This window comes from Cupriavidus sp. 05T41 (assembly GCF_056396525.1).
Genome location: NZ_JBFTLQ010000076.1, coordinates 1 through 25,422, shown reverse-complemented (window position 1 = coordinate 25,422; position 25,422 = coordinate 1). Strand labels below are relative to the sequence as shown.

The following is a 25,422-nucleotide window of genomic DNA, read 5'->3' as shown; positions in this document are numbered from 1 at the left end:
TCATTTCCTCCCGTTGGCGTGGACGGCCTGTACGGCCTGGACGATTTTCTCCGCCGCGTCGGCGAGATGATCCGCCGACACGATGGGCAGGCCCGAGTCATGCAGGATGGCCTTGCCCAGTTCCACATTGGTGCCTTCGAGCCGCACCACCAGCGGCACCGTCAGGTCGATCTCGCGGGCGGCTGCCACCACGCCTTCGGCGATCACGTCGCAGCGCATGATGCCGCCGAAGATATTGACCAGGATGCCCTCGACCTTGGGGTCGTCGAGGATCAGCCGGAAGGCTGCGGTCACGCGCTCGCGCGTGGCACCCCCGCCCACGTCGAGGAAGTTGGCCGGCTCGCCGCCATAGAGCTTGATGATGTCCATGGTGGCCATGGCCAGCCCGGCGCCGTTGACCATGCAGCCGATATTGCCGTCGAGCTTGACGTAGTTCAGCTCGTGGCGCGCAGCCGCGGCTTCGGCCGGGTCCTCCTCGGTCTCGTCGCGCAGCGCCTCGATATCGGGGTGGCGGTAGAGCGCGTTGTCGTCGAAGTTGAACTTGGCGTCGAGCGCGATCACGTCGCCAGCACGTGTGACCACCAGCGGGTTGATCTCCACCACCGAGGCATCGAGTTCGACGAAGGCGCGGTAGGCCGCCAGGATGAAGCGCGAGGCCGCGCTCACCTGCTTGCCGGACAGGCCCAGGCCAAACGCCAGGCGGCGGGCATGGAAGGGCTGGATGCCGGCGGCCGGATCGATCGCCACCTTGAGGATCCTCTCGGGCGTGCGCTCGGCCACTTCCTCGATCTCCATGCCACCCTCGGTGGAGGCCATCACCGTCACGCGGGATGTGGCGCGGTCGATCAGCATGCCCAGGTACAGCGCGCGGGCGATTTCGCAGCCTTCTTCTACATACAGGCGGCGCACCTCGCGCCCGGCTTCGCCGGTCTGCCTGGTGACCAGCACGGCGCCGAGCATCTGCCCGGCCTGCGCCCGCACCGCGTCGACCGACTTGACCACGCGCACGCCGCCCTTGCCGCCGGGATCGTTGCGGAAGTGGCCGGCACCGCGCCCGCCAGCGTGGATCTGGGATTTCACTACCCAGACCGAGCCGCCGAGCTTGCGCGCGGCGCTGGCGGCTTCCTCCGGGGTAAAGGCAACCGCTCCGCGCGGCACGGCCACGTCGAACCGCCGCAGCAGTTCCTTGGCCTGATATTCGTGGATGTTCACAGGTCTCCTCGCTCTGGTTGGGGCGCGAACCGGCGCGGCGCGAGATTGGCTCGCGACGCGATCGCGCTGTGAAATATGGTATGTAATATATCAAAGAGAAACAAGGAAAAGCCTGTCGATGGCGACAACCAACCGGGCGGCAAAACTGGCGGGCCGCGGCTCGTGAGAAACCGGAATCAATCCACGTAGATTCAGCAATTCAGTTCATTTGTGCGCTATTGCCGTCCAAATGCTGCGGCGCGTCGTCGAAATCGAAGGTGTGTCCACCAAATTTCTCTTGAGCTTCGTTGATATATCACATACCGTATGTCATCAAGATCCGACGAAAAGGATCGAGCGCATCGCAGGCCGGGAGCACAACGCCCGGCCAGGCAGAGGCAGCAAGGCGGTAACAGGCGAGAGGGTGTCGTGACAGGGCGCAGCCGGCAGGCGTCCCGCGTCACAGCCAGTCGCATTCAAGTCAACGAGGAGACCAAGACATGTCTGCAGTCGTATCCACGCGGCCCGAGACCACCACGGCCGAAGACACCCTGAAGCAGAAGACCCGCGACGCCGGCGTGATTTCCGGCGGTCACCTGGTGGCGCGGGCACTGAAGAACGAAGGCGTCGACACGATCTTCACCTTGTGCGGCGGCCACATCATCGATATCTATGACGGCTGCGTGGACGAAGGCATCCGCATCATCGACGTGCGCCACGAACAGGTGGCCGCGCATGCCGCCGACGGCTATGCGCGCCAGACCGGCAAGCTGGGCTGCGTGGTGACTACCGCGGGCCCGGGCTGCACCAACGCCGTAACCGGCGTGGCCACGGCGTTCCGCTCGGAGAGCCCGATCATCCATATCGGCGGGCAGGGCGCCTTGTCGCAGCACAAGATGGGCTCGCTGCAAGACTTGCCCCATGTGGACATGATGGCGCCGATCACCAAGTTCGCCGCCTCCATCCCGAGCACGGAGCGCGTGGCGGACATGATCTCCATGGCCGCGCGCGAATGCTTCAACGGCGCGCCGGGGCCGGCCTACCTGGAAATCCCGCGCGACGTGCTGGACCGTGAAGTCGACCTGGCGCGCGCCGTGATCCCGCGGCCGGGCCACTATCGCGCCTCCACGAAGTCGATCGGCGACCCAAGGGACATCGAGCGGCTGGCCGACATCCTGGTGAACGCGGAGCGTCCTGCGATCCTCTACGGCCAGCAGGTCTGGACCGCGCGCGGCCACGAGGAAGCGATCGCGCTGCTCAAGGGCCTGGATATCCCCGGCTATTTCAACGGCGCCAGCCGGGGCCTGCTGCCACCGGGCGATCCGCACCACTTCGACCGCACGCGCACGCAGGCTTTCGCCAATGCGGACGTGCTCATCATCGTGGGCACGCCGTTCGACTTCCGCATGGGCTACGGCAAGCGCATCAGCCGCGAGCTGACGCTGGTGCAGATCGACATGGACTACCGCACGGTGGGCAAGAACCGAGAGATCGACCTCGGCCTGGTGGGCGACCCCGGCGCCATCCTCGGCGCAGTGCTGCAGGCCGCCAGCGGGCGCATCAAGAACGACAAGCGCCAGGCTCGCCAGAAATGGATGGGCCAGCTGACCGAAGCCGAGGCCGTGGCTACCGAGAAGCTGATGCCGCTGTTCCGCTCGGAGAACTCGCCGATCCATCCCTATCGCGTGGCCTATGAACTGAACGAGTTCCTGTCCGACGACACTGTCTATATCGGTGACGGTGGCGACGTGGTGACCATCTCCGCGCAGGCAGTGCGCCCGCGCCGGCCCGGCCAGTGGATGGATCCCGGCGCGCTCGGTTCGCTCGGCGTGGGCACCGGATTCGCCATCGCCGCGGGGCTGGCCAACCCCAGCAAGGAGATCCTCTGCTTCTACGGCGATGGCTCCTTCGGCATGACTGCATTCGACATGGAGACCGCCAACCGCTTCGGTGTGCCCTACCTGGCGGTGATCGGCAACAACTCGGCGATGAACCAGATCCGCTACGGCCAGCTGGCCAAGTACGGCGAAGAGCGCGGCAACGTGGGCAACCTGCTGTCGGACGTGCCGTTCTCGAAGTTCGCCGAGATGCTGGGCGGCTACGGCGAGGAAGTGCGGGAGGCCAGCGCCATTGCAGGCGCGCTGCAACGCGGGCGCGAGGCGGTGCAGCGCACCGGCAAGTCCGCCGTGATCAATATCTGGGTGGACCCGCGCGAGTACGCGCCGGGCACCAAGAACCAGACCATGTACAAGTAACCAGGCGGCGAGGAGACAATGATGGACAAGGCACTGGACGGTGTGCGGATCCTGGACATGACGCATGTGCAGGCCGGCCCTTCGGCCACCCAGCTGATGGCGTGGCTGGGGGCCGATGTGATCAAGGTGGAGTTGCCCGGGCGCGGCGACATCACGCGCAGCCAGCTGCGCGATGTGCCCAATGCGGACAGCTTGTACTTCACCATGCTCAATTCCAACAAGCGCAGCCTGACGCTGAATATGAAGACGCCGGAAGGCAAGGCGTTGCTGGAGGACCTGGTGCAGCGCTGCGACGTGCTGGTGGAAAATTTCGGCCCCGGCGTGCTGGACCGCGCGGGCTTCGACTGGGACCGCCTGCAGACGCTCAACCCGCGCCTGATCTACGCTTCGATCAAGGGCTTCGGGCCGGGGCCATACGCTGACTGCAAGGCCTACGAGAACGTGGCGCAATGCATGGGCGGTTCGGCCAGCACCACCGGCGCCGCGGAAGGCGCGCCGACGGTGACCGGTGCCCAGATCGGCGATTCCGGCACCGGCATCCACTGCGTGGTCGGCATCCTGGCGGCATTGCTGCAGCGCGAGCATTCGGGGCGCGGCCAGCGCGTGGAAGTGGCGATGCAGGATTCGGTGCTCAACCTGTGCCGGGTCAAGCTGCGCGACCAGCAGCGCCTGGCCGCCGGGCCGATGCGCGAGTATCCAAACCAGGAGTTCGGTGACTTCGTGCCGCGCGCGGGCAATGCGTCGGGTGGCGGGCAGCCGGGCGCGGCCTTGCGTTGCGCGCCGGGCGGCGCCAACGATTACGTCTACGTGATCGTGCAGCCGCAAGGCTGGGAGCCGCTGATGCGCCTGTGCGGCCGCGAAGATCTCATCACGCACGCGCAGTTCGCCACGCCGGAGGCCCGCCTCAAATGCCTGGACGAATGCTTCTCCATCATCGAGAAATGGACGCGCACGCGTACCAAGTTCGAAGTGATGGACGCGCTCAATGAGCTCGACGTGCCGTGCGGGCCGATCCTTTCGATGAAGGATCTGATCGAGGACAAGTCGATGTACGAGCGCGGCTACCTGGTCGAGCTGGACCACCCGGAGCGCGGCCAGTACGTGCAGCTCGGCTGCCCCATCACGCTGTCGGCCTCGCCCGTCACGGTGGAGCGCTCGCCCTTGCTGGGCGAGCACACCGAGGAGATCCTCGACTGGCTGGGCCGCACGCCCACGCAGATCGAAGCCCTGCGCGCAGCCGGCGCGGTCTGAGCAGACGAGTCTCGGTTACTTCCCCGCAGTAGATCCGCAAGCCGCCCGCCCTCGCGTCGACCGCGAGGGCGCGGGGCGGTGCATCCCGATGCAAACCATGAACAGTTGGAGACCTGACATGGCACACGACAAAGACGCGGTGCGGAAGATTCTCGCCGCTGTGAAACAAGAGGGGCGTGACGCATTGACGGCGCCTGAAGGCAAGCTGGTGTGCGACGCCTATGGCATTGCCGTGCCCGGCGAAGGCGTGGCGAAGACACCCACCGGCGCGGTGGAGCTGGCGGCGAAGATGGGCTATCCGGTGGTGCTGAAGATCGTCTCGCCGGACATCCTGCACAAGACCGAGGCGGGCGGCGTGCTGGTCGGCCTGAAGGATGCCGCCGAAGTCGAGAACGGCTACCTGCGCATTGTCGAGAACGCGCACAAGTACAACGCGCAGGCCAATATCGTGGGCGTACAGGTGCAGCAGATGATCACCGGCGGGCAGGAGGTCATCATCGGCGCCGTCACCGATCCTTCCTTCGGCAAGCTGGTGGCCTTCGGCCTGGGCGGCGTGCTGGTGGAGGTGCTCAAGGACATCACCTTCCGCCTGGCGCCGGCCAGCGAGGAAGAAGCGTTGTCGATGCTTGACGGCATCGCCGCGGCCGAGGTGCTCAGAGGCGTGCGCGGCGCCGAGCCGGCCAACCGCGAGGCGCTGGCCGGCATGATCCGGCGTGTGTCCGAGCTGGTGAACGATTTCCCCGAGATCGCCGAACTCGACCTCAACCCGGTGTTCGCCAGCAAGGACGGCGCCATCGCCGCCGACGTGCGCATCGTGGTCGATTTCGCGCCGCAGCCGCAACGCTACCGGCCGGGCCAGGACGAGATCGTGCAGCAGATGAACCGGATCATGCGGCCCGATGCCGTGGCGGTGATCGGTGCCTCCGCCGAGGACGGCAAGATTGGCAACTCGGTGATGAAGAACCTGATCAACGGCGGCTACCAGGGCAAGATCTACCCGATCCATCCCAAGGGCGGCGAGATCATGGGCATGACCGCCTACAAGAGCGTGCTCGATGTGCCGGGCGAGGTGGACGTGGCGGTGTTCGCCATTCCCGCCAAGCTGGTGGCAGGCGCGCTTGAGGAAGTGGGCCGCAAGCAGATCCCCGGCGCGGTGCTGATTCCGTCCGGCTTTGCCGAGACCGGCAACGTGGACGGCCAGGAAGAGATCGTGGCCATTGCGCGCAAGCACGGCATCCGCCTGATGGGGCCCAATATCTACGGCTTCTACTACACGCCGAAGAATCTCTGCGCGACCTTCTGCACGCCATACGACGTCAAGGGCAAGGCGGCGCTGTCGTCGCAGTCGGGCGGCATCGGCATGGCCATCATCGGCTTCTCGCGCTCGGCCAAGATGGGCGTGTCCGCCATCGTCGGACTGGGCAACAAGTCCGATATCGACGAAGACGACCTGCTGACCTTCTTCGAGCAGGACGAGCACACCGAGATCATCGCCCAGCATTGCGAGGACCTGAAGGACGGCCGCGCCTTCGCCGAGGCCGCGCGCCGGGTCTCGAGGAAAAAGCCGGTGGTGGTGCTCAAGGCCGGGCGCACCAGCCTGGGCGCGCGCGCCGCCAGCTCGCACACCGGCGCCCTGGCCGGCAACGACAAGATCTACGAGGACGTGTTCAAGCAGTGCGGCGTGATTCGCGCCCGCTCGCTGCGCGATCTGCTGGAGTACGCGCGCGGCATTCCCAAGCTGCCCGTGCCCAAGGGCGAGAACGTGGTGATCATCACGGGCGCCGGCGGCTCCGGCGTGCTGTTGTCGGATGCCTGCGTGGACAACAACTTGTCCCTGATGACCATGCCGGACGACCTCGACGCGGCGTTCCGCAAGTTCATCCCGCCGTTCGGCGCGGCCGGCAACCCGGTCGACATCACCGGCGGCGAGCCGCCTTCCACCTACAAGAACACGCTGCGCCTGGGCATGGAAGACCCGCGCATCCACGCCATCATCCTCGGCTACTGGCACACCATCATCACGCCGCCGATGGTGTTCGCCAAGCTGGTGGTGGAGGTGAAGCAAGAGATGGCGGCGCGCGGCATCGAGAAGCCCATCGTGGCCTCGCTGGCCGGCGACGTGCAGGTGGAGGAGGCCGCAGAGTACCTGTACGAACACGGCGTGCCAGCCTATGCCTACTCGACCGAGATCCCCGTTGCGGTGCTGGGCGCCAAATACAAGTGGGCGCGCGGGGCGGGGAAGATCTGAATCATCGACCCAGGGGAGAGGGGCGCGCGCCGAGCGGGCCCTGACGACGACAACGCGGCACAAAGGCGGGCAGCGGCGGGGAGCCGCGCCCGCCGGAGGAGTTTTCCGTGCAGACTTGGATCCGCTTCCAGACAGGCGATGGCGAGACCGGCTTCGGACGCATCGAGGGCGATCGCGTGGCCGAATACGATGGCCCCGGCTTTGCGAACCCGCGCCCCACCGGCGCCATGCTGGCGCGCGAAGGCCTGCGCCTGCTCAGCCCGTGCGAGCCGGGCAAGGTGGTGGCGCTGTGGAACAACTTCCACGCATTGGCGCGCAAGCTGGACAAGCCCGTGCCAGGGCACCCGCTGTTCCTGATCAAGCCGGCAAGTTCGCTGGCCGGTCCTGGCGACGCCATCCTGCGGCCGCGCAGCTACGCGGGCAAGATCGTGTACGAAGGCGAACTCGGCATCGTGATCGGCCGGCGCTGCCGCAACGTGGCGCCGGAAGAGGCCGCGACGCATATCTTCGGCTATACCGTGGTCAACGATGTCACCGCGGCGGAGCTGATCGGCGCAGACCCGAATTTCCCGCAGTGGTGCCGCGCCAAGGGTTTCGATACCTTTGGCTGCATCGGCCCGGCCATCGTCACGGAACTGGACTGGCGCGCGGCGCGCGTGATCACGCGGCTGGACGGGGCGGAGCGGCAGAACTATCCGCTTTCCGACCTGGTCTTCTCGCCGGAGCAGCAGGTCAGCCTGATTTCGCAGGACCTTACGCTCATGCCCGGCGACGTGATTGCCTGCGGCACCTCGCTCGGCGTAGGTTCGATGAAGGACGGGGCCGTGGTCGAGGTCAGCATCGACGGCATCGGCGCGCTGGTCAACCACATGCGCGGCTAGGCCGGTGGCCCGCCGGGCCGCGGCGTGGCTGTGCGCGCGCCCGGCTCCGGCATGCCTACAGTGGCAGGCTCATCAGCAGTGTCAGCGCGGAAGTATCGCGCAGGCCTGCCCGCGCGGGCAGGCGGCGCAGCCTGGCCAGCACCGTGCCGCATGCCTCGCCGAGGTGGTTGGTGACGTTCAGGCGCGCCAGCACGCGCGTGGCCAGGCGCAGCGTGACGGGCACTTGCCGGCGGCAGAACGCCACTTTGCGCACATAGCCGTCCACCTCCCACAGCCACGTGGTATTGGCGGGGAAATAGGCAATGTCGCCAGGCTGCAGCATATGGACGCGCCCGCCCGGGCTGGTCACCTTGACCTTGCCCTCCAGGATCAGCACGGTTTCCTCCCAGCCGTAGTGCCACTGAAAGGCGCCGCCGGTGCATTCCCAGAGGCTGGTGCTGGCCATGCCGTCGATCGAGCGCGAGTGCGTGGCGGCACGCGACTGCGGCTCGCCGGCACGGATCCAGGCGGCCTCGATGGGGCAGGTCTGCAGCGGCAGGTCGCGCGTACTGGCGAAGGCGCCTTCGCGGCGTTCCGCGAGCGTGGCAGGCGCACCGCTTCCGCGTACCGAATGCGAGGGCTCCATGGCCGCCTCCCATTGTTTCGACAGGTAGGTCGACATTAGCGGGCCACGCACGCAGGCTAAGTGCGCCAGCGCACTATCGGAGCGATTCGGGGGGGCGGTGCCAGGGGGGAGCGAAGCGCCGGCGGGCGGCGCTTCGCGGTGGCCCGGCTCAGTTGGCCTGGCTCGCCATGGCGCGCAGGTAGTCGCATTTCTTGTCGAAGATCAGCCGGCTGAGGAATTCGGCATCGTAGGCCTTGAGCAGGTGCGCATGGTATTGCTCGATATAGCGCGCAATGCGGCTTTGCTCGCATTCGATGCCGCACAGCCAGGCGAACATCTCGCGGTCCCAGCGAAAGCGCAGGCCCAGTTCGGTGAAGGCTGCGTTGTAGGCGGCTAGCTGTCGCTCGTCGAGCGTACTGTCGACCGCGCGGGGCGCGATGGCGGCGTCGGCATGGATGGCGGCGGGGGCTGCGGACTGGATCTGGTTCATGATCGGACTCCTTCGGGCGCTTTGCAGGGGTTGGCCTGAGTCGAAGCTTAGGGTTGTCGATCAATTAACGATAATTAAAGTTAGATCATGAAATCATAATGAATCGTTTATGGATTCGGGATCGATCCGCGCGTCTGTCCACTACGGCTGACGCTGTGGCCTGATCAGCTTCTCCACGCCGGTGATGCGCTGGATCAGGCTGGCGCCTTCTTCCATCAGGAAATGCTTGAAGGCGAGCGCGACCGGCGGCAGGCGCTTGTTCTTGCGGTGTACCACGTACCAGTTGAGCATCACCGGGAAGCCTTCGATATCGAGCACGGCCAGGTTGCCGGTCTGCAGTTCGAGCCCGACGGTGTGGGCGGACAGGAAGGCGATGCCCATGTTCGCGATCACGGCCTGCTTGATGGTTTCGGTGCTCTTGATCTCCATGGCGATGCGCAGGTTGGACAGGCGCCCGGCAAAGCCTTCCTGCATGGAGTTCCAGGTGTCCGAGCCCTTCTCGCGTGCGACGAAGGCCTCGTCGGCCAGTGCCGCCAGCGGGATGTTGCGCTCGCTCACCAGTCGGTGGTTGGGCGCGGCGACGATCACGTAGGGATGGGGCGCGAACGGTTCGCTGATGGTATCCATGCCCTCGGGCGGCCTCACCATCACGGCAAGGTCGGTGAGGTTGCCGGCAAGCTGGTGCAGCAATTCTTCGCGGTTGTGCACCGCAAGATTCAGCGTGACGCCGTCATGGCGCTGCATGAACTGCGCAAGCAGGCGGGGGAAGAAATAGTCGCCTGCGCTGATGACGGCGACGTTGAGCCGTCCGCCGGAGATGCCCTTGAGTTGCGACATGGCATCTTCCGCTTCGCGGAATTGCTGCATGATGCTGCGGCTGTAATTCAGCATCTCGATGCCGGCTGGCGTGAGATAGATCTTCTTGCCCAGCTGCTCGAACAGCGGCAGGCCGACATGCCCCTCCAGCTGCCGCACTTGCGTGGATACGGCGGGCTGGGTCAGGTGCAGCTCCTCGGCGGCGCGCGAGAAGCTCAGGTGCCGGGCAACCGTCTCGAAAACCTTCAGCTGGCGCAGCGTCGCGTTCTTCATGCACTGTTCCGCCCGATGTATAAGGGATCGTTAATGATAATAATAAAAAACTTTATGCTGTGTCGAACTTAGTTTGACCTAGCATCAGTCCACGGATGCACGTGCCGCAATGTCAGGCGCGCTCAATCAGTAGTGACCAAGGGCTCCCCCTAGCAGAGAAGCCTTCCCTTCGCGCCGCAGAGCGCGACAGCACTATGCAGGAGACACGACATGACGCACGACACGACGGCGGCCTCCGCCCACGGCCGCTCCGGCTGGCTTCGCAATCGCTGGTTCCAGTTGGCGATCGGCGTGGTCTGCATGGGGCTGGTGGCCAATCTCCAGTATGGCTGGACACTCTTTGTCGGGCCGATGAACGCCAAGCATCATTGGGGTGAGTCGGCGATCCAGATAGCATTCTCCATTTTCATCGTGACGGAAACCTGGCTGGTCCCGCTGGAAGGCTGGCTGGTCGACAAGCTGGGACCGCGCCCGGTGGTGGCTTGCGGCGCGGTGTGCGCGGGACTGGCATGGGTCATCAATGCCTATGCCACCAGCCTGCCGCAGCTTTACCTGGCGGCAGTGATCGCGGGCATCGGCGCGGGCGGGGTCTACGGCACCTGCGTGGGCAACGCGCTCAAGTGGTTCCCGGACAAGCGCGGCCTTGCCGCCGGCCTGACCGCGGCCGGCTTCGGGGCGGGCTCCGCGCTCACGGTGATTCCCATCGCCAACATGATCCAGCGCTCGGGCTACGAGCATGCCTTCATCACGTTCGGGATCCTGCAGGGTGTCTGCATCCTGCTGATGGCCTTGCTCCTGGTCAAGCCGCGCCCGCCAGCAGGCGCCGTGGCGGCCAGGGCGGTGCTGACCAACCCGATCGAGTTCACGCCGGGGCGCATGGTCAGGACGCCGGTGTTCTGGGTCATCTATGCCTCGTTCGTGGCGGTGGCCGCGGGCGGCATCATGGCCACCGCGCAACTGGGTCCCATCGCGCGCGATTTCGGTTTCGCCTCGATGCCCGTGACGATGCTGGGCTTCACGCTGCCGCTGCTGACCATGACGCTGTCGATCGACAACCTCTGCAACGGGCTGACCCGGCCGCTGTGCGGCTTTATCTCCGATCGGATCGGGCGGGAGAACACCATGTTCTTCATTTTCATCGGCGAGGGGCTGTCGCTGCTCGGGCTGATGCAGTTCGGCCATAACCCGTACTGGTTCATGACGTTCGCCGCGCTGACCTTCCTGTTCTGGGGCGAGATCTTCTCGATCTTCCCGGCGCTGTGCGCCGATACCTTCGGCAGCAAGTTCGCGGCGGCCAATGCCGGCACGCTCTACACCGCAAAGGGCACGGCAGCGATGCTGGTGCCGCTGGCCTCGGTGCTGTCGGCGCGCGGCGGATGGGATGCCGTCTTCACGGTGGCTGCGCTCGTGACCATTGCCGCGGGGCTGTCCGCCAAATTCATACTCGCGCCGATGCGCAGGCGCTTTATCACGGGTCATGCTGGCGATACGGTGCCGGTGGGCGCCGACAGCGCGGCCTGTCTCGCGGGGTTGTCGCCCCGCAAGAGCGAGTAGGGCGCCGTTTCCGGAGAATCGCTGACGCACCAGCCCGGCCCCGGTGGCCGGGCATCGCGCATATAGAAGGGGGCATCATGAATATCTCGCTTCCGCAGCTCAAGGCGTTTGCCGCCGTAGCCCGCCAGAAAAGCTTCACCCGCGCCGCGGCCGAACTCGGGCTCACGCAGTCGGCCATTAGCCGCAGCGTGCGAGAGCTCGAAGACGAGATCGACCAGCGCCTGTTCGACCGCACCACGCGGCAGGTGGAACTGACCGACGCCGGAGAGCATTTGTCGCAGCGCATCTGCCACCTGATCGAGGAGGTCGAGCAGACGCTGCGGGAAAGCCAGGGCACTGGCAGGCCATGCCAGGGCCTGGTGCAGATCGCCTCCGATCCGGTGCTGTCGTCGATGTCGGTGCCGGGCTGGCTGGCGGGCTGCCGCACGGCCTGGCCCGGCATCGGCATCTGCCTGAAGGACCGTTCGCACGACGGCGTGTTGCAAGGCGTGCGTAGCGGCGAGGTGGATTTCGGCATCGCCACCAATCCCGAGGCAGGCGACGATCTCTATTGCGAGGCGCTCTGCGCCGATCCTTTCCATGCCGTGCTGCCGTCCCAGCATCCGCTTGCCGCGCGCGAAGCGATAGGGTGGGGCGATCTCAACGATGCGAACGTGCTGATGCTGGACCAGAGTTCGGGCATCCAGCCGGCGGTGGAGCAGGCCTTCGGCGTGTATCACGTGCGCGCGGGATCGCTGCAGGTGCTCGGCCATTTCGCCGCGATCTTCGGCATGGTGGCGCTGGGACTGGGCATCGGCATCGTACCGTCGCGCGCGCACTCGGCTGGCCTGAGCCCGGCCACGGTGATGCGGCCGTTGCGGCCCCAGGTAACGTCCTCGGTGATGCTGGTGCGGCGCAAGAGCCGGTCGCTCAAGCCGAACGCAGCCGCCATCTGGGATGCGCTGCGCGGCATGGAGTACGAACAGGCGCGGATGGCCCGGGTCGGGTAAGGCGCGGCGGGCCGGTTGCATGCGGGCCGCGCTCGCAAGGGCGCGGCCGACTGCCCGCGGCGGTGTCGCGTAGTTACAAAACTCGACGTGATATATTACATACAGGATATTTACACATAGTGCGATGCAGCATATAATGAAAACTCCTACTCACCATCCATACCGGAGTTTTCTGATGGACAGCGTTCTTCTTCTCGGCCTCGCTCTTGGTTTGCTCACCCTTGGCGTCGGCGTCACCTTCCTGATCGCCACTCGCGTGCCAACCGCCGTGCTGGTGCGCGCGCAGGAGCACGGCCGCTTTGCCGGACTTGGCGCGTCGCAGGAAAAGGCTGGCATTGGCCGCCCGCGTGCCGCTGCCACCGGCATTGGCGCGGAACCGCAACTGGCCCGTGCGTGAGGCTGCCGGCGGGGCAGGGCGGCGGGCCGTTCGGCCTGCGGCCCGAGCCCGCATGGCATCCTCGCCGATGATTGCCAACAGGCCCTCCTGGCCGCTGCATGCTGCGATCCTGTGCAGTATTCCGGGCCAGATGCACGCCGCCCCGATCACATCTCCCTCCCGTACATTGAGAACATCCGGCGCCCTCCTTGCCTGACTTGTTCTAGGGACTTTCCCGGATACCCGGCGACTGCGCCCATCCGCGCCCCTTCCCCCCGCCTTTCCTCGCCTCGCGCCAGGCGCTGCTCCCCCCGTTCCATTGATGCGCCGCGATGACCTAAGTCATTGATCCGTCAGCACCATCGTGCCTGTCGCGCGGCGGCGTTGATGCGTGTCGCGCACCAGTGGGCTTGGCCGCGGGTTTGGGCGCTGCCGGGGCGCATTCGCGACCGTTTTCGGGCCGCCGCCGGGTGGCTGAAAAGCATCTTGACTATATTGATATATCACATACTGTATAGCACTGAAACGACCCCAGGCAGCCGGGAAGCCGCGCCAGAGAAGGGCTCCGGAAAGGAGCGCCCGGACATGGCAGCCGTGAGCGCATCCCGCAAGAGGTGTCAAAAGACATCCTTCCCAAAACAAGGCGGCATGTCCCGCCACCAGGAGGCACACCATGGAACATCAGCAAAACGCGCCCGAGTCACGCTTTGCCTCACCTTGGGTACAGCTTTGTTTTGGCGTGATCTGCATGGCGATGATCGCCAACATGCAGTACGGCTGGACCCTCTTCGTCAATCCGATCGACGACAAGTACCACTGGGGACGTACTGCGATCCAGGTCGCCTTCACGATCTTCGTGGTGACCGAGACCTGGCTGGTGCCGATCGAAGGCTACCTGGTCGACAAATACGGTCCGCGCCCCGTGGTGGTGGGCGGCGGCCTGCTGTGCGCGGTGGCGTGGGCGCTGAATTCAGTCGCTTCGTCGCTGCCGATGCTCTACTTCGCCGCCGCGGTCGGCGGGGTCGGCGCGGGCGCGGTATACGGCACCTGCGTCGGCAATGCGCTCAAGTGGTTTCCCAACCGCCGCGGACTGGCAGCGGGTATTACCGCCGCGGGTTTCGGCGCGGGCTCGGCGCTCACGGTTGTGCCGATCGCCAACATGATCAAGACCAGCGGGTACGAAGCCACCTTCCTGTGGTTCGGACTGGGCCAGGGGCTGATCGTGTTCTTCCTGGGCATGGCCCTCTATCCGCCTTCGGCCAAGGTACTCAGCCAGGTCAAGGACGCAGTCAAGACCGCGACCTATAACGCCTCGCCGCGCCAGGTGCTGTCGTCGCCCATCTTCTGGGTCATGTACGCCATGTTCGTGATGATGGCGGCCGGCGGCCTGATGGCTACGGCGCAGCTCGGGCCCATCGCCAAGGATTTCGGCCTCGACGGCATGCCCGTCTCGTTGCTCGGCCTGACGCTGCCGGCGCTGACCTTCGCGCTCACCATCGACCGCGTGCTCAATGGCCTGACCCGGCCTTTCTTCGGCTGGATCTCGGACAATATCGGTCGTGAGAACACCATGTTCCTGGCCTTCGCGATCGAGGCGGTCGGCATCCTGCTGCTGGCCAGGTACGGGCAGAACCCGGTTGCGTTCGTGGTGCTGACGGGCGTCGTGTTCTTCGCCTGGGGCGAGATCTACAGTCTGTTCCCGGCTACCTGCGGCGACACCTTCGGCCCCAGGTTCGCCGCGACCAATGCCGGCCTGCTATATACGGCGAAGGGCACCGCGGCGCTGCTGGTGCCGTTCTCCAGCGTGATCACCGCCGCCACCGGCGACTGGCACGCCGTGTTCATGCTGGCTTCGGGCATGGCCGGGCTGTCCGCGCTGCTCGCCATGTTCGTGCTCAAGCCGATGCGCGAGGCCCATGCCAGGAAGTACGTGCATGCCAATACCACTGCGCCGATGGGCTACCGGGCTGTGCCGGAAGACCTCACCTGAGCGTGAGCTGCGCCGGAACCTGAAGCCTGGCAAGGACTTTCCTGATTTCGCGGAAAGTCCTTGTTGTATTTTCCGGCTAATCAATGCAGATGATCGGGGCTACCCTGTGCCCATGGCGCATCGATGTGTTCGTCAGCGCCGAACCTGCATGAAGGAGCCCGAAAATGAAAGCTGTTGGCCTGACGCGTTACCTGCCCATCGACAACCCTGAGTCCCTGGTGGACATCGATATCGCCACCCCCGTGCCGGAAGGCCGCGACCTGCTGGTCAAGATCGCGGCCATCGCGGTCAACCCGGTCGACACCAAGGTGCGGGCCCCCAAGGACAAGGTCGAGCCGCAAGCGCGCGTGCTTGGCTGGGACGCCGCCGGCACGGTCGCCGCGGTCGGGCCGGAAGTGACCTTGTTCAAGGCGGGCGACCCGGTCTTCTACGCCGGCAGCATCACGCGCCCCGGTACCAACAGCGAATTCCACCTGGTCGATGAGCGTATCGTCGGGCACAAGCCGGCTTCGCTCGACTTTGCCCACGCCGCGGCCCTGCCGCTGACGGCCATCACGGCCTGGGAGGCGCTGTTCGACCGGCTGGGCGTGTCGCCGCAGGGCGGGCATGCCGGGCGCTCGGTGCTGATCATCGGCGGGGCAGGGGGCGTGGGTTCCATCGGCATCCAGCTGGCCAAGACCCTGGCGGGCCTGACTGTCATCGCCACCGCGTCGCGTCCCGAATCGGCGGCCTGGTGCCGCAAGCTCGGCGCCGACCACACCATCGACCATCGCGGCGACATGGCCGGGCAATTGCGCGGCCTGGGCTTTGCCGACGTCGACTACATCCTCTGCTTCAACGACACTGATCGCCATTTCCCGGCGATGGCTACCGTGATCGCGCCCCAGGGCAAGATCTGCTCGATCGTGGAGAATGCCAGCGCGCTGCCGGTCGGCGACCTGAAGAGCAAGAGCGCGACCTTCGTCTGGGAGTTCATGTTCACCCGCTCGATGTTCGGCACGCCGGACATGATCGAGCAGCATCGCCTGCTCAATGAAGTGGCGCGCCTGATCGACGCCGGGCGTCTGCAGACCACGCTGGGGGAAAACCTCGGGCGCATCGATGCGGCAAACCTGCGGCGCGCGCATGCCATGCTCGAGGGCGGTCAGACGATCGGAAAGCTGGTGCTGGAAGGGTTTTGAGGCGGGCAGGCGGGCCTTGGCCCGTCTGCGTGATGCCGCCTCGCATCCTGTTGTGCGGGGCGCTAACGGAATGATATGCAATTAACGGCCAGACGTTCCGACCATCCTTCCGCTCGGGGTACGTGGCAATGCCACGCACCCCGTCTTGCCTGGCAAGGTCTGGAGGCGTGTGCCGCGGCTGGCCCCCGGTGCAGGCGACAATGACCGGGAGGCAGCATCAGCATCGGAACCGTACTAGGCGTGAGCCTCGGCAGGGGCGGCGCGGGATGGGGCGACAGGGCGCGCCGGGGCACCGGCACTGCTCACAAACGCCACCGCGCGCGCAATCACTGCCGCATCCTGCAGCACGCGCCGGTGTCCAAGCCCGTCGGTCGTCATCAGGCTTGCGCCCGGCCAGGCGCCGGCGATGGCTGCGCCGTTTTCCCAGTCGACTTCCTTGTCTTGCCGGTCATGGATGACCAGCGCCGGCGGTACCGGCCGCGTATGCCCGAGCGCGGGCACGTTGAAGGCCGACCAGGGCATGCCCAGCCAGCGCTCGCTGTTCTGCTGCATGCGGTCCAGCACCTGCGGGGCGATGCCAAGCCGCCAGGCGAGCGCGGCCGCGGCGCTGCGCATGTCGGCCGGCGGACCGATCATCACGGCGGCCTCGAGGTGGAGGCCTTCGCGCACGGCCAGCGCCAGCGCGGCGCTGCCGAGCGAGTGCGCAATGGCTGCATGGATGGGGCCGGCATGCCAGGCCGTGGCCAGCAAGGCGCGCGACATTTCCACCACCGAACTTTGCGCGGGACCACGCGCACCCGCATCGGAGGCGCCGTGGGAAAGGGCATCGAAAGCCACCACGCGCATGCCCGCGGCCAGCAGGGGTGCCACCAGTGGCTGCCATTGCGCGGCATGGCCGCCCCATCCGTGCGCCAGCAGCACGGTCGGTCCTTCGCTGCCCCAGCGGTACACGCGCACACGCCGGCTTGCGCCCTGTCCGGTTACCAGGGCCCAGTCCATGCGTGCCTGACCGAGCAGTTCGCGCCCGGCGGCATCCGGTCCCTTGCCACGCGGCGGGCTGAACCAGGTCCGTTCCAGCGCACGTGCCGCGCCGGAAGGATGGACGAGTCCGGCGAGTTGCCAATAGAGGCGCGTCCAGCGCATGGCGGGGGGGAATGCCGGTGCGGCATGCCGCTTTTGGGTGGGACGATTAATCGCTTGCGTCACGGCTGAATCTCCAACGAAGACTTCCATCCTGACGGGCTGCCAGCGGTTTGCGCTTCCGTTTGCGCTCCGCAAGACCGACCAGTCGTGCTATTTTTCTGTGCTGAAAAAGACAGCGCCTGGCTGCCTCGTGTACCTCTTTCCCTTTATTCATGTGGCCGGCATGCGTGCCGGGTAAAGCGGGGCGAATCTATTTGCGCGACGCCTGCGCCAGCTCGGCGCACCGCAGCAGCGCATCAAAGGCGCGGCGCGCCATGACCTCGCTGTCCTCGCGGCCCAGCAATTTGTAGGATTGCTGGAAGGACATGCCGATGCCGACCATTTCGAAGGCGAACTGGCGCGGGTCCTGCGCCGGCGAAATGTCGCCTTCCTCGATGGCGTCGCTGACCGCGCGGGCAATGACGCTGTGCCAGTCCTTGAGCGACTGCACCACCAGGTCGCGCGTCGCGCCGGGCCGGTCGCGGTATTCCTGGCTCAGGGCCATGAACAGGCAGCGGCCCTTGTTGATCGAGCCACCCAGCCAGAGCAGGTAGCCGTCGAACAGCGCCTGCAGCCTGCGCGTGCCACGCGGCTGGCGCAGGGCGGGGCGCACGGCGACATCGGCGAAGCGTTCCACCGCCAGCGCGAGTACCGCTTGCTGCAGCGCTTCCTTGGACTTGAAGTGAGCGTAGAGCCCGCTCTTCGACATGCTGGTGTCTGCCGCCAGCGTGGCGAGCGACAACTGGTCGAACCCCACCTGGGAGGCGGTGTCGAGCGCCTGTTCGACGATGGCTGCGCGGGTAAGCTGACCTTTTTGCATGGAACGAGAATAGCACGACCGGTCGGTTTGTCAATATCGGCCGTGTGCACTCTCGTCAACCTAAACTGCAGTCGTCCGTTAAGCTTGCACGGAGGCAGGAGATTGTGCTTTATTGGACCTACGGATTGGCGTAAGTTAGGTTTGTCCGAGCACTCTCAAGAAATCTGCACAAAGTGTTCCCCTGATTACATACGGAACGCTTTGCGTGCTCTATACTCGAATGCACGTCCGCGCACTTTTATTTTCACTGGTGACTGGAGACCGACATGAACAGTACAGCCGTGCCAAGAGGCGCTAGCGAACCGTTCCGGCAACTGCGGGCGTTGCGCCGAGCGCGAAAGCTCAAGCAGGAAGACGTCGCCCGTAAGGCCGGCATTTCCCGCGAAGCTTACCTGCGGGCCGAATCGGGTCAAGCCGACCCCCGCATGTCCACTTTCCTCGCGGCTTGCGAGGCGCTCGGACTGGAAGTGGTGCTGGCACCCCAGCATCTCGCTGCCGACGTCAACGCATTCATAGCCAGCCGCAACGGCGGCGTCACGGCCGCCTCCATGGCCGGCCAGGCGCCTGCCACAGCATCTGCTCCCGCCAGCCCGACACCGTCCAACCCGGTCGGTAGCGGCTTCGCGTCGAGTCCCGGCGAAGGTCACAAGCCCGCCTGAGCATTCTCGCCATCCCGGCCCGATCCGCGGCCGGGGTAGCGTGGTCTGTCCCGGTGCAGCAGGCACGCCTCCAGCCTGCTGTTCGAGCCTGCGTGGTTGCCCCGGGTGGTTATCCGCCCGGCGTGCATCCGGCGCATATGCTCGCTGACGCCCCGGCGCCCGCGCCCGGGACGCAGTCATTCCTGCCCGCAAGTCGGCCAAGTCCGCCAGTCCGCCAGTCCGCCAGTCCGCCAGTTCCCCGTTTTCTCCTGATCCGGCCCGTCCGCCTCGCCTGCAACGCGCGTCGCCGGGCGCCTTTTGCTGCGCCAGCCTTCCTTTACGCCCTTCCGCGGCCTTCAATGGCGATAGTGATGCGCGCATCGTCCTGGCCGCTGCCGGTTTGACACGTCTCGATTGTGCGATTACGATAAGGTAAATGAATTACGTATTGTGTAATTTTCGGTGATGCCTGGTCGGGTCTGGTCCGGTCTGGCGTAGCAGATGACATGACAGGCGGCAGGCAGGCCGCCGCCGGCGCAATTCCCGTCCGCCGCAGTCCCCTGCGGCGCCGGCTTGCCATGCAGGGCAGGGCGGCGCCGTGTCCGTAGGCGGCCGGTCCACGATAAGAGAGGAGCAGACATGAGCAAGGCCTTTGCATCGCAGGCGGACCTGCAGGAGAAGCAGGTCACCTTCACCAGGCTCTCGGAGAATGCCTATGCGTACACCGCGGAAGGCGACCCGAATTCCGGCGTGATCATTGGCGACGACAGCGTGCTGATCGTCGATACGACCGCCACGCCGGCCATGGCGCAGGACCTGATCGCGCGCATCCGGGCCCTCACCGACAAGCCGATCAAGCACGTGGTGCTGTCGCACTACCACGCCGTGCGCGTGCTGGGCGCCTCGGCCTATTTCAAGGAGGGCGCGCAGAACGTGATCGCCAGCCGGGGCACCTACGAGATGATCGCGGAGCGCGGCGAGGCCGACATGAAGTCCGAGATCGAGCGCTTCCCGCGCCTGTTCGCGGGCGTAGAGACGGTGCCAGGCCTGACGTGGCCGACCGTGGTGTTCGAGCGCGAGCTGACGCTGTTCCTCGGCAAGCTCGAGGTCAGGATCATGCACCCCGGCCCGGGCCACACCAAGGGCGATACCGTGGTGTGGATTCCCTCCCAGAAGATCCTGTTTTCCGGCGACCTGGTCGAATTCGATGCCGCCTGCTATTGCGGCGACGCGCAGCTCGCGGAGTGGCCCGCCACGCTCGAGGCGCTGCGTGCCCTGGAGCCGGCCGCGCTGGTGCCCGGCCGTGGCCCGGTCCTGACCACGCCCGAGATGGTCGGCCGCGGGCTGGACTACACGCGCGATTTCGTCAGCACGCTGCTGCAGCGGGGCAAGGAGGCGGTGGCGCAAAAGCTCGACCTCAAAGCAGCCATGGCCCATACGCGCGCCGCCATGGACGAGCAGTTCGGCCACGTTTTCATATACGAGCATTGCCTGCCGTTCGACGTGGCGCGCGCCTTCGACGAAGCGAGCGGAATCAAGCACCCGCGCATCTGGACCGCCCAGCGCGACAAGGAAATGTGGGCGGCGCTGCAGGAATAGCAGGAATAGCAGGAGTAGCAGCGAGAGATGCACAAGAGCGGCGGCCCGCCGCCGCCGCCGCGCCACCAGAGCCGCCCAAGCGGCCGGCGCCGGCGTTCAAGGCTGGACGATGGAGACATGATGGAAACGAACTACCAGGCCCGCACCTTTGCCTACCAGCGCTGTGCCGAACAGCAGGCGCCGCAGCCGGGCGCCGGGCCGCATTCCGTGCATCCGGTGGTGGTGGTCGGCGCCGGGCCGGTCGGCCTGACCGCGGCCATCGACCTGGCCCGGCAAGGCGTGCCGGTAGTCGTGCTGGACGACGATTGCACCCTGTCCACCGGCTCGCGCGCGATCTGCTTCGCCAAGCGCACGCTCGACATCTTCGACCGCCTCGGCTGCGGCGCGCGCATGGTGGAAAAAGGCGTGAGCTGGCACGTCGGCAAGATCTTCTTCGACGAGGAACTGGTGTACGGCTTTGACCTGCTGCCCGAGACCGGGCATGCCCGGCCCGCCTTTATCAACCTGCAGCAATACTATGTGGAAGGCTATCTGGTCGACCGCGCGGCCGAATTGCCCAACCTGGCCATCCGCTGGAAGCATCGCGTGGCCGGCCTGGCGCAGGACGATGCCACGGTGACGCTCGACGTGGAAACGCCCGACGGCAACTACGCGCTGCAGGCGCGCTACGTGGTGGTGGCCGACGGCGCGCGCAGCCCCGTGCGGCAGGCCATGGGGCTGGAAAGCAAGGGCCGCGTCTTCCACGACCGCTTCCTGATCGCCGACGTGAAGATGACCGCGCCGTTTCCCAGCGAGCGATGGTTCTGGTTCGACCCGCCGTTCAACCGCAATTACTCGGTCTTGCTGCACCGCCAGCCCGACAACGTCTGGCGCATCGATTTCCAGCTCGGCTGGGATGCCGACCCCGACCTGGAGAAGCAGCCCGGGCGGGTCATCCCGCGCATCAAGGCCTTGCTGGGCGAGGAGGTGGATTTCGCGCTGGAGTGGGTCAGCGTCTATACCTTCTCGTGCCAGCGCATGGACCGTTTCCGCCACGCGCGCGTGCTGTTCGCGGGGGATGCGGCGCACCGCGTCTCGCCGTTCGGCGCGCGCGGCGCCAACAGCGGCGTGCAGGATGCCGAGAACCTGGCCTGGAAACTCGGGCTGGTGCTGGCAGGCAGCGCGCCCGACGCCTTGCTCGACAGCTATGCCAGCGAGCGGGAATTCGCCGCCGACGAGAACATCCGCAACTCCACGCGCTCGACCGATTTCATCACGCCCAAGACGCCGGTGAGCCGCGTGTTCCGCGACGCCGTGCTGAACCTGGCGCGCCACCATGCCTTCGCCCGCCAGCTGGTCAACAGCGGGCGCCTGTCGGTACCGGCCGTGCTGCACGAGTCGGTGCTCAACACGCCCGATGCGCACGCTGCGCCCGGCGCGGGCAATGAAGCCGGCTTCGCCGGCGCCATGGTGCCTGGCGCGGCGTGCGTGGACGCGCCGGTCAAGGTGGGCGGCCAGCATGCGTGGCTGCTGGGCCAGCTCGGCAACCGCTTTGCCGTGATGGTGTTCACGGCGGCAGGGGGCCTGCCGCCGGCCGCCTTGTCTGCCTTGCAGGCGCTGGCCGCTGGCCCGCTGCCGCTGCCGCTGGCGCTGGTCTGCGTGGCCGCGCCGGAACATGCGGCGCAAGGCCCGGCGCTGCCGCACGGCGCAATCCTGCTCGAAGACAGCCAGGGCCTGCTCGCGCATCGCTACGATGGCCGGCCGGGCAGCGTCTATCTGTTGCGCCCCGACCAGCACGTGTGCGCGCGCTGGCGCGCCTTCGATCCCGCGCAGGTGCAGGCCGCGCTGCGGCGCGCGCTTGGCTGGCAGGACGGCGCCGGCGCGGCAGCCTGCGCTGGTAGTGCCAGCGCGCTCGAAGCCATTGCCTGACCACCCGGACGAACAGCCCATGCCGCTCAACACCGAACCCAATCTCGCCCGGCCGGACGATTTCTACGAGGCCCTGATCGATATGCACCGCGACTTGTCCGATGCCCAGAGCCAGTCCGCCAACGCGCAGCTGATCCTGCTGCTCGCCAACCATATCGGCGACCTTGCCGTCCTGCAGGAAGCCATGACGCACGCCCGCGCGGGCGTGCTTGAACGGGCTGGCCGCCAGCCCGCCGCCGACCCGGCGGCAGCGGCCTGACGCCGCGCGGCCGGCCGTCCCCCATACCCAGAGGAAAGACCAGAGGAAGATCCAGTCCATGACCCAGACGCAACAGAACGTACCAGCGCAACTGCGCGACCTGCCAGGCCAGGGCGGCTACCAGTCCGGCTTTGCCAACGAGTTCGCCACCGAAGCCCTGCCAGGCGCCCTGCCGGAAGGCCAGAACTCGCCGCAGCGCGCACCCTATGGCCTTTACGCCGAGCAGATCTCCGGCACGGCCTTCACCGCGCCGCGCGCCCACAACCGCCGCAGCTGGCTCTACCGCATCCGCCCGGCGGCCATGCACGAGCCGTTCAAGGCGCTGGAACAGTCGCGCATCGTCAGCCGCTTCGACACCGTGCCGGCGTCGCCCAACCAGATGCGCTGGAGTCCGCCGCAGATGCCGGTGGAGCCCACTGATTTCATCGACGGCATCGTCACCATGGCAGGCAACGGCAGCCCCGAAGCCATGAGCGGCTGCGGCCTCCACCTGTACCTGGCCAACAAGTCGATGGATGGCCGCTTCTTCTACAACGCGGATGGCGAGATGTTGATCGTGCCGCAGCAGGGCCGGCTGCGCCTGGCCACCGAAATGGGCCTGCTGGACGTGGAACCGCAGGAAATCGTGGTGGTGCCGCGCGGCGTTCGCTTCCGGGTCGAACTTCCCGATGGCCAGGCGCGCGGCTATATCTGCGAGAACTACGGTGCGCTGTTCCGCCTGCCCGACCTGGGCGTGATCGGCTCCAACGGCCTGGCCAATCCGCGCGACTTCCTCACGCCGCATGCCTGGTACGAAGACCGCGAAGGCGATTTCGAGCTCGTGGCCAAGTTCCAGGGCAACCTGTGGCACGCCCCGATCGGGCACTCGCCGCTCGACGTGGTCGCCTGGCACGGCAACTATGCGCCGTACAAATACGACCTGCGCCGTTTCAACACCATCGGCTCGATCAGCTTCGACCACCCGGACCCGTCGATCTTCCTGGTGCTCCAAAGTCCGTCCGACACCCCGGGCGTGGACACCATCGACTTCGTCATCTTCGGCCCGCGCTGGCTGACCATGGAGAATACCTTCCGCCCGCCCTGGTTCCACCGCAACATTGCCAGCGAGTTCATGGGCCTGATCGAGGGCGTGTACGACGCCAAGGCCGACGGTTTCTCGCCGGGCGGCGCCAGCCTGCACAACTGCATGAGCGGCCACGGCCCGGATGCCGAGACCTTCGCCAAGGCCACCGCCGCGGATACGTCGCAGCCGCACCGTATCAGCGATACCATGGCCTTTATGTTCGAGACCCCGGCGGTGATCCGGCCCACGCCGTACGCGGCCGAGTCCGCGCAGCTCCAGCACGATTACTACACCTGCTGGCAAGGGCTGAAGAAGCATTTCGATCCGACGCGGCGCTAGGCCCTGGCCTGCCCGTCGCGCCATCCGCACATCCCGGGGCGCCGGCGCAGCCAGGCTGCCGGCGCCCCAAGGCATAGACATTCCCTTTTGGAGCCCCCGATGACCACCGTCCAGCAAAGTTGGATCGAATCCGCCAACGATGGCGTAACGCATTTCCCGCTGCAGAACCTGCCGTACGGCATCTTTTCCACGAACGGGCAGGGCCCGCGCGTGGGCGTTGCGATCGGCGATTTCGTCGTCGACCTTGCCGTGCTGGATGCAGCAGGCCTGCTGCCGCCCGCCGTCAAGGGCGTGTTCGGCGGCGCCACGCTCAACGCGTTCATCGCACTCGGCAAGCCGGCCTGGACCGAGACCCGCCAGCGCCTGGCCAGCCTGCTGTCGACCGACGACGACACCCTGCGCGGCAAATCGGCCCTGCACGAACAGGCGCTGGTGCCGATGGCCTGGGCCACCCTGCACCTGCCGGTGGACATTCCCGGCTATACGGATTTCTATTCCTCGCGCGAGCACGCTACCAATGTCGGCCGCATGTTCCGCGACCCGGACAACGCCTTGCTGCCCAACTGGCTGGAAATTCCCATCGGCTATAACGGCCGCGCCAGCTCGGTGGTGGTGAGCGGCACGCCGCTGCACCGCCCCAAGGGCCAGATCAAGCCGCCCGACCAGCCGCGCCCGATCTTCACCGCCTGTCGCAAGCTCGACTATGAGCTGGAAATGGCGTTTATCGTCGGCAAGCCGTCGGCGCTGGGCGAAGCCGTGAGCACCGCGGACGCGCCGTCGCATATCTTCGGCATGGTGATCCTCAACGACTGGAGCGCGCGCGACATCCAGCAGTGGGAATACGTGCCGCTGGGGCCGTTCAACAGCAAGGGCTTCGGTACCTCGATTTCTCCGTGGGTGGTGACCATGGACGCGCTGGAGCCGTTCCGCCGGGACAATCCCGCGCAGTCGCCCGAGCCCTTGCCATACCTGCTGCAGCAGCAGGGCAACGCCTACGATATCGCGCTCGAAGTCGCCTTGCGCCCGGAAGGCTCCGCGCATGCCACCACGGTCTGCCACACCAACTTCAAGGCCATGTACTGGACCATGGTGCAGCAGCTCGCCCACCACACCGTCTCCGGCTGCAACGTGCGCGTGGGCGACCTGATGGGTTCCGGCACCATCAGCGGCACCACGCCGGACTCCTACGGGAGCCTGCTGGAATCCACCCGCAACGGCGCCGAGCCGCTCACGCTGGCCGACGGCGCCAAGCGCGGCTTCCTCGAAGACGGCGACGAGGTGATCATGACCGGCTGGTGCCAGGGCGACGGCTATCGCGTCGGCTTCGGCGAGGTCAGCGGGAAGATCCTGGCGGCGCGCTGAGACTCCCGCGCCGCACCCGCCGGGAGCCGTCTGCAGGCTCCCGGTGCGCCGCTCGCGACCGCGCCCGGCGCGCACCCTCCTCACCGCCGATCCGCTGCCAGGCGGCCTCCGGCGGCCCTTCCGGCCTGCCCGGCCCCCGGCGCGGCTCCCAGC

General features: G+C 66.6%; 21 protein-coding genes. 15 read left to right on the top strand and 6 right to left on the bottom strand.

What is annotated here, in order from left to right; translation table 11 throughout:
- Complete coding sequence (gene sucC, locus AC1DKV_RS31840) at window positions 1-1,212, bottom strand: ADP-forming succinate--CoA ligase subunit beta (RefSeq protein WP_441621398.1); 1,212 nt, start codon at window positions 1,210-1,212, stop codon at window positions 1-3.
- Between the two features lie 479 nt (window positions 1,213-1,691).
- On the opposite strand from sucC, the gene AC1DKV_RS31835 reads away from it, so the two are divergent.
- The 4 genes from AC1DKV_RS31835 (at window position 1,692) to AC1DKV_RS31820 (ending at window position 7,826) form a co-directional block, all read left to right on the top strand.
- Entirely contained in the window at window positions 1,692-3,446 is a 1,755-nt protein-coding gene (locus tag AC1DKV_RS31835; RefSeq protein ID WP_441621396.1) for a thiamine pyrophosphate-binding protein, read from the top strand.
- An 18-nt stretch (window positions 3,447-3,464) separates the two neighbouring features.
- On the top strand, window positions 3,465-4,697 hold the full coding sequence (gene frc, locus AC1DKV_RS31830; protein ID WP_441621394.1) for a formyl-CoA transferase: 1,233 nt from the start codon (window positions 3,465-3,467) through the stop codon (window positions 4,695-4,697).
- Window positions 4,698-4,815: 118 nt separating this feature from the next.
- Window positions 4,816-6,945 carry an acetate--CoA ligase family protein gene (locus AC1DKV_RS31825; protein ID WP_441621392.1) on the top strand — a complete coding sequence of 710 codons (2,130 nt, stop codon included), beginning with the start codon at window positions 4,816-4,818 and terminating at the stop codon, window positions 6,943-6,945.
- 107 nt (window positions 6,946-7,052) lie between these two features.
- A complete protein-coding gene (locus tag AC1DKV_RS31820; protein ID WP_441621390.1) occupies window positions 7,053-7,826 on the top strand; it encodes a fumarylacetoacetate hydrolase family protein in 774 nt (257 codons plus the stop codon).
- Window positions 7,827-7,881: 55 nt separating this feature from the next.
- Here AC1DKV_RS31820 and AC1DKV_RS31815 read toward each other — a convergent pair whose 3' ends face one another.
- The 3 genes from AC1DKV_RS31815 to AC1DKV_RS31805 form a co-directional block, all read right to left on the bottom strand.
- The gene (locus tag AC1DKV_RS31815) at window positions 7,882-8,451 is read right to left on the bottom strand and encodes a cupin domain-containing protein (protein ID WP_441621388.1); all 570 of its coding nucleotides are present in this window, start codon (window positions 8,449-8,451) and stop codon (window positions 7,882-7,884) included.
- 148 nt (window positions 8,452-8,599) lie between these two features.
- Window positions 8,600-8,920: an HAD family hydrolase gene (locus tag AC1DKV_RS31810; protein ID WP_441621386.1), complete on the bottom strand. Its 321-nt coding sequence runs from the start codon at window positions 8,918-8,920 to the stop codon at window positions 8,600-8,602.
- Window positions 8,921-9,061: 141 nt separating this feature from the next.
- Complete coding sequence (locus AC1DKV_RS31805; protein WP_441621384.1) at window positions 9,062-10,009, bottom strand: LysR family transcriptional regulator; 948 nt, start codon at window positions 10,007-10,009, stop codon at window positions 9,062-9,064.
- A gap of 210 nt (window positions 10,010-10,219) precedes the next feature.
- Between AC1DKV_RS31805 and oxlT (AC1DKV_RS31800) the strand changes: the two genes are divergently transcribed.
- From oxlT (AC1DKV_RS31800) to AC1DKV_RS31780, 5 genes are all read left to right on the top strand, one after another.
- Window positions 10,220-11,563 carry an oxalate/formate MFS antiporter gene (oxlT, locus tag AC1DKV_RS31800; protein WP_441621382.1) on the top strand — a complete coding sequence of 448 codons (1,344 nt, stop codon included), beginning with the start codon at window positions 10,220-10,222 and terminating at the stop codon, window positions 11,561-11,563.
- A 77-nt stretch (window positions 11,564-11,640) separates the two neighbouring features.
- Window positions 11,641-12,552, top strand: a complete 912-nt coding sequence (locus tag AC1DKV_RS31795) for a LysR family transcriptional regulator (RefSeq protein WP_441621381.1) — start codon at window positions 11,641-11,643, stop codon at window positions 12,550-12,552.
- 175 nt (window positions 12,553-12,727) lie between these two features.
- Entirely contained in the window at window positions 12,728-12,949 is a 222-nt protein-coding gene (locus AC1DKV_RS31790; protein ID WP_441621379.1) for a hypothetical protein, read from the top strand.
- A 652-nt stretch (window positions 12,950-13,601) separates the two neighbouring features.
- A complete protein-coding gene (gene oxlT / locus AC1DKV_RS31785) occupies window positions 13,602-14,918 on the top strand; it encodes an oxalate/formate MFS antiporter (protein WP_441621377.1) in 1,317 nt (438 codons plus the stop codon).
- A gap of 164 nt (window positions 14,919-15,082) precedes the next feature.
- A complete protein-coding gene (locus tag AC1DKV_RS31780; RefSeq protein WP_441621375.1) occupies window positions 15,083-16,099 on the top strand; it encodes a zinc-binding alcohol dehydrogenase family protein in 1,017 nt (338 codons plus the stop codon).
- 234 nt (window positions 16,100-16,333) lie between these two features.
- On the opposite strand, the gene AC1DKV_RS31775 is transcribed toward AC1DKV_RS31780, so the two are convergent.
- Complete coding sequence (locus tag AC1DKV_RS31775) at window positions 16,334-17,242, bottom strand: alpha/beta fold hydrolase (protein WP_441621443.1); 909 nt, start codon at window positions 17,240-17,242, stop codon at window positions 16,334-16,336.
- 250 nt (window positions 17,243-17,492) lie between these two features.
- Window positions 17,493-18,101 (bottom strand): TetR/AcrR family transcriptional regulator, encoded by a 609-nt coding sequence (locus AC1DKV_RS31770; protein WP_441621373.1) that lies wholly within the window; start codon window positions 18,099-18,101, stop codon window positions 17,493-17,495.
- A 266-nt stretch (window positions 18,102-18,367) separates the two neighbouring features.
- Between AC1DKV_RS31770 and AC1DKV_RS31765 the strand changes: the two genes are divergently transcribed.
- The 6 genes from AC1DKV_RS31765 to fahA all read left to right on the top strand — a co-directional run bounded on the left by AC1DKV_RS31765 (window position 18,368) and on the right by fahA (window position 25,269).
- Window positions 18,368-18,760 carry a helix-turn-helix domain-containing protein gene (locus tag AC1DKV_RS31765; protein ID WP_441621371.1) on the top strand — a complete coding sequence of 131 codons (393 nt, stop codon included), beginning with the start codon at window positions 18,368-18,370 and terminating at the stop codon, window positions 18,758-18,760.
- A gap of 618 nt (window positions 18,761-19,378) precedes the next feature.
- Complete coding sequence (locus tag AC1DKV_RS31760) at window positions 19,379-20,338, top strand: MBL fold metallo-hydrolase (protein WP_441621369.1); 960 nt, start codon at window positions 19,379-19,381, stop codon at window positions 20,336-20,338.
- Between the two features lie 120 nt (window positions 20,339-20,458).
- Window positions 20,459-22,246 carry an FAD-dependent oxidoreductase gene (locus AC1DKV_RS31755; RefSeq protein WP_441621441.1) on the top strand — a complete coding sequence of 596 codons (1,788 nt, stop codon included), beginning with the start codon at window positions 20,459-20,461 and terminating at the stop codon, window positions 22,244-22,246.
- 19 nt (window positions 22,247-22,265) lie between these two features.
- Window positions 22,266-22,505 (top strand): DUF2783 domain-containing protein, encoded by a 240-nt coding sequence (locus AC1DKV_RS31750; RefSeq protein ID WP_441621367.1) that lies wholly within the window; start codon window positions 22,266-22,268, stop codon window positions 22,503-22,505.
- Between the two features lie 58 nt (window positions 22,506-22,563).
- The gene (hmgA, locus tag AC1DKV_RS31745; protein ID WP_441621365.1) at window positions 22,564-23,907 is read left to right on the top strand and encodes a homogentisate 1,2-dioxygenase; all 1,344 of its coding nucleotides are present in this window, start codon (window positions 22,564-22,566) and stop codon (window positions 23,905-23,907) included.
- 99 nt (window positions 23,908-24,006) lie between these two features.
- Window positions 24,007-25,269 (top strand): fumarylacetoacetase, encoded by a 1,263-nt coding sequence (gene fahA / locus AC1DKV_RS31740; RefSeq protein ID WP_441621363.1) that lies wholly within the window; start codon window positions 24,007-24,009, stop codon window positions 25,267-25,269.
- The last annotated feature ends 153 nt before the right edge of the window (window positions 25,270-25,422 follow it).

Coding starts and splice junctions, on each gene's coding strand:
- frc (WP_441621394.1), top strand. CDS start 3,465: ATGATGGACAAGGCACTGGACGGTGTGCGGATCCTGGACATGACGCAT.
- AC1DKV_RS31765 (WP_441621371.1), top strand. CDS start 18,368: ATGAACAGTACAGCCGTGCCAAGAGGCGCTAGCGAACCGTTCCGGCAA.
- AC1DKV_RS31825 (WP_441621392.1), top strand. CDS start 4,816: ATGGCACACGACAAAGACGCGGTGCGGAAGATTCTCGCCGCTGTGAAA.
- oxlT (WP_441621382.1), top strand. CDS start 10,220: ATGACGCACGACACGACGGCGGCCTCCGCCCACGGCCGCTCCGGCTGG.
- AC1DKV_RS31815 (WP_441621388.1), bottom strand. CDS start 8,451: ATGGAGCCCTCGCATTCGGTACGCGGAAGCGGTGCGCCTGCCACGCTC.
- fahA (WP_441621363.1), top strand. CDS start 24,007: ATGACCACCGTCCAGCAAAGTTGGATCGAATCCGCCAACGATGGCGTA.
- oxlT (WP_441621377.1), top strand. CDS start 13,602: ATGGAACATCAGCAAAACGCGCCCGAGTCACGCTTTGCCTCACCTTGG.
- AC1DKV_RS31750 (WP_441621367.1), top strand. CDS start 22,266: ATGCCGCTCAACACCGAACCCAATCTCGCCCGGCCGGACGATTTCTAC.
- AC1DKV_RS31790 (WP_441621379.1), top strand. CDS start 12,728: ATGGACAGCGTTCTTCTTCTCGGCCTCGCTCTTGGTTTGCTCACCCTT.
- AC1DKV_RS31805 (WP_441621384.1), bottom strand. CDS start 10,009: ATGAAGAACGCGACGCTGCGCCAGCTGAAGGTTTTCGAGACGGTTGCC.
- hmgA (WP_441621365.1), top strand. CDS start 22,564: ATGACCCAGACGCAACAGAACGTACCAGCGCAACTGCGCGACCTGCCA.
- AC1DKV_RS31780 (WP_441621375.1), top strand. CDS start 15,083: ATGAAAGCTGTTGGCCTGACGCGTTACCTGCCCATCGACAACCCTGAG.
- AC1DKV_RS31835 (WP_441621396.1), top strand. CDS start 1,692: ATGTCTGCAGTCGTATCCACGCGGCCCGAGACCACCACGGCCGAAGAC.
- AC1DKV_RS31810 (WP_441621386.1), bottom strand. CDS start 8,920: ATGAACCAGATCCAGTCCGCAGCCCCCGCCGCCATCCATGCCGACGCC.
- AC1DKV_RS31775 (WP_441621443.1), bottom strand. CDS start 17,242: ATGCGCTGGACGCGCCTCTATTGGCAACTCGCCGGACTCGTCCATCCT.
- AC1DKV_RS31755 (WP_441621441.1), top strand. CDS start 20,459: ATGGAAACGAACTACCAGGCCCGCACCTTTGCCTACCAGCGCTGTGCC.
- AC1DKV_RS31770 (WP_441621373.1), bottom strand. CDS start 18,101: ATGCAAAAAGGTCAGCTTACCCGCGCAGCCATCGTCGAACAGGCGCTC.
- AC1DKV_RS31760 (WP_441621369.1), top strand. CDS start 19,379: ATGAGCAAGGCCTTTGCATCGCAGGCGGACCTGCAGGAGAAGCAGGTC.
- AC1DKV_RS31795 (WP_441621381.1), top strand. CDS start 11,641: ATGAATATCTCGCTTCCGCAGCTCAAGGCGTTTGCCGCCGTAGCCCGC.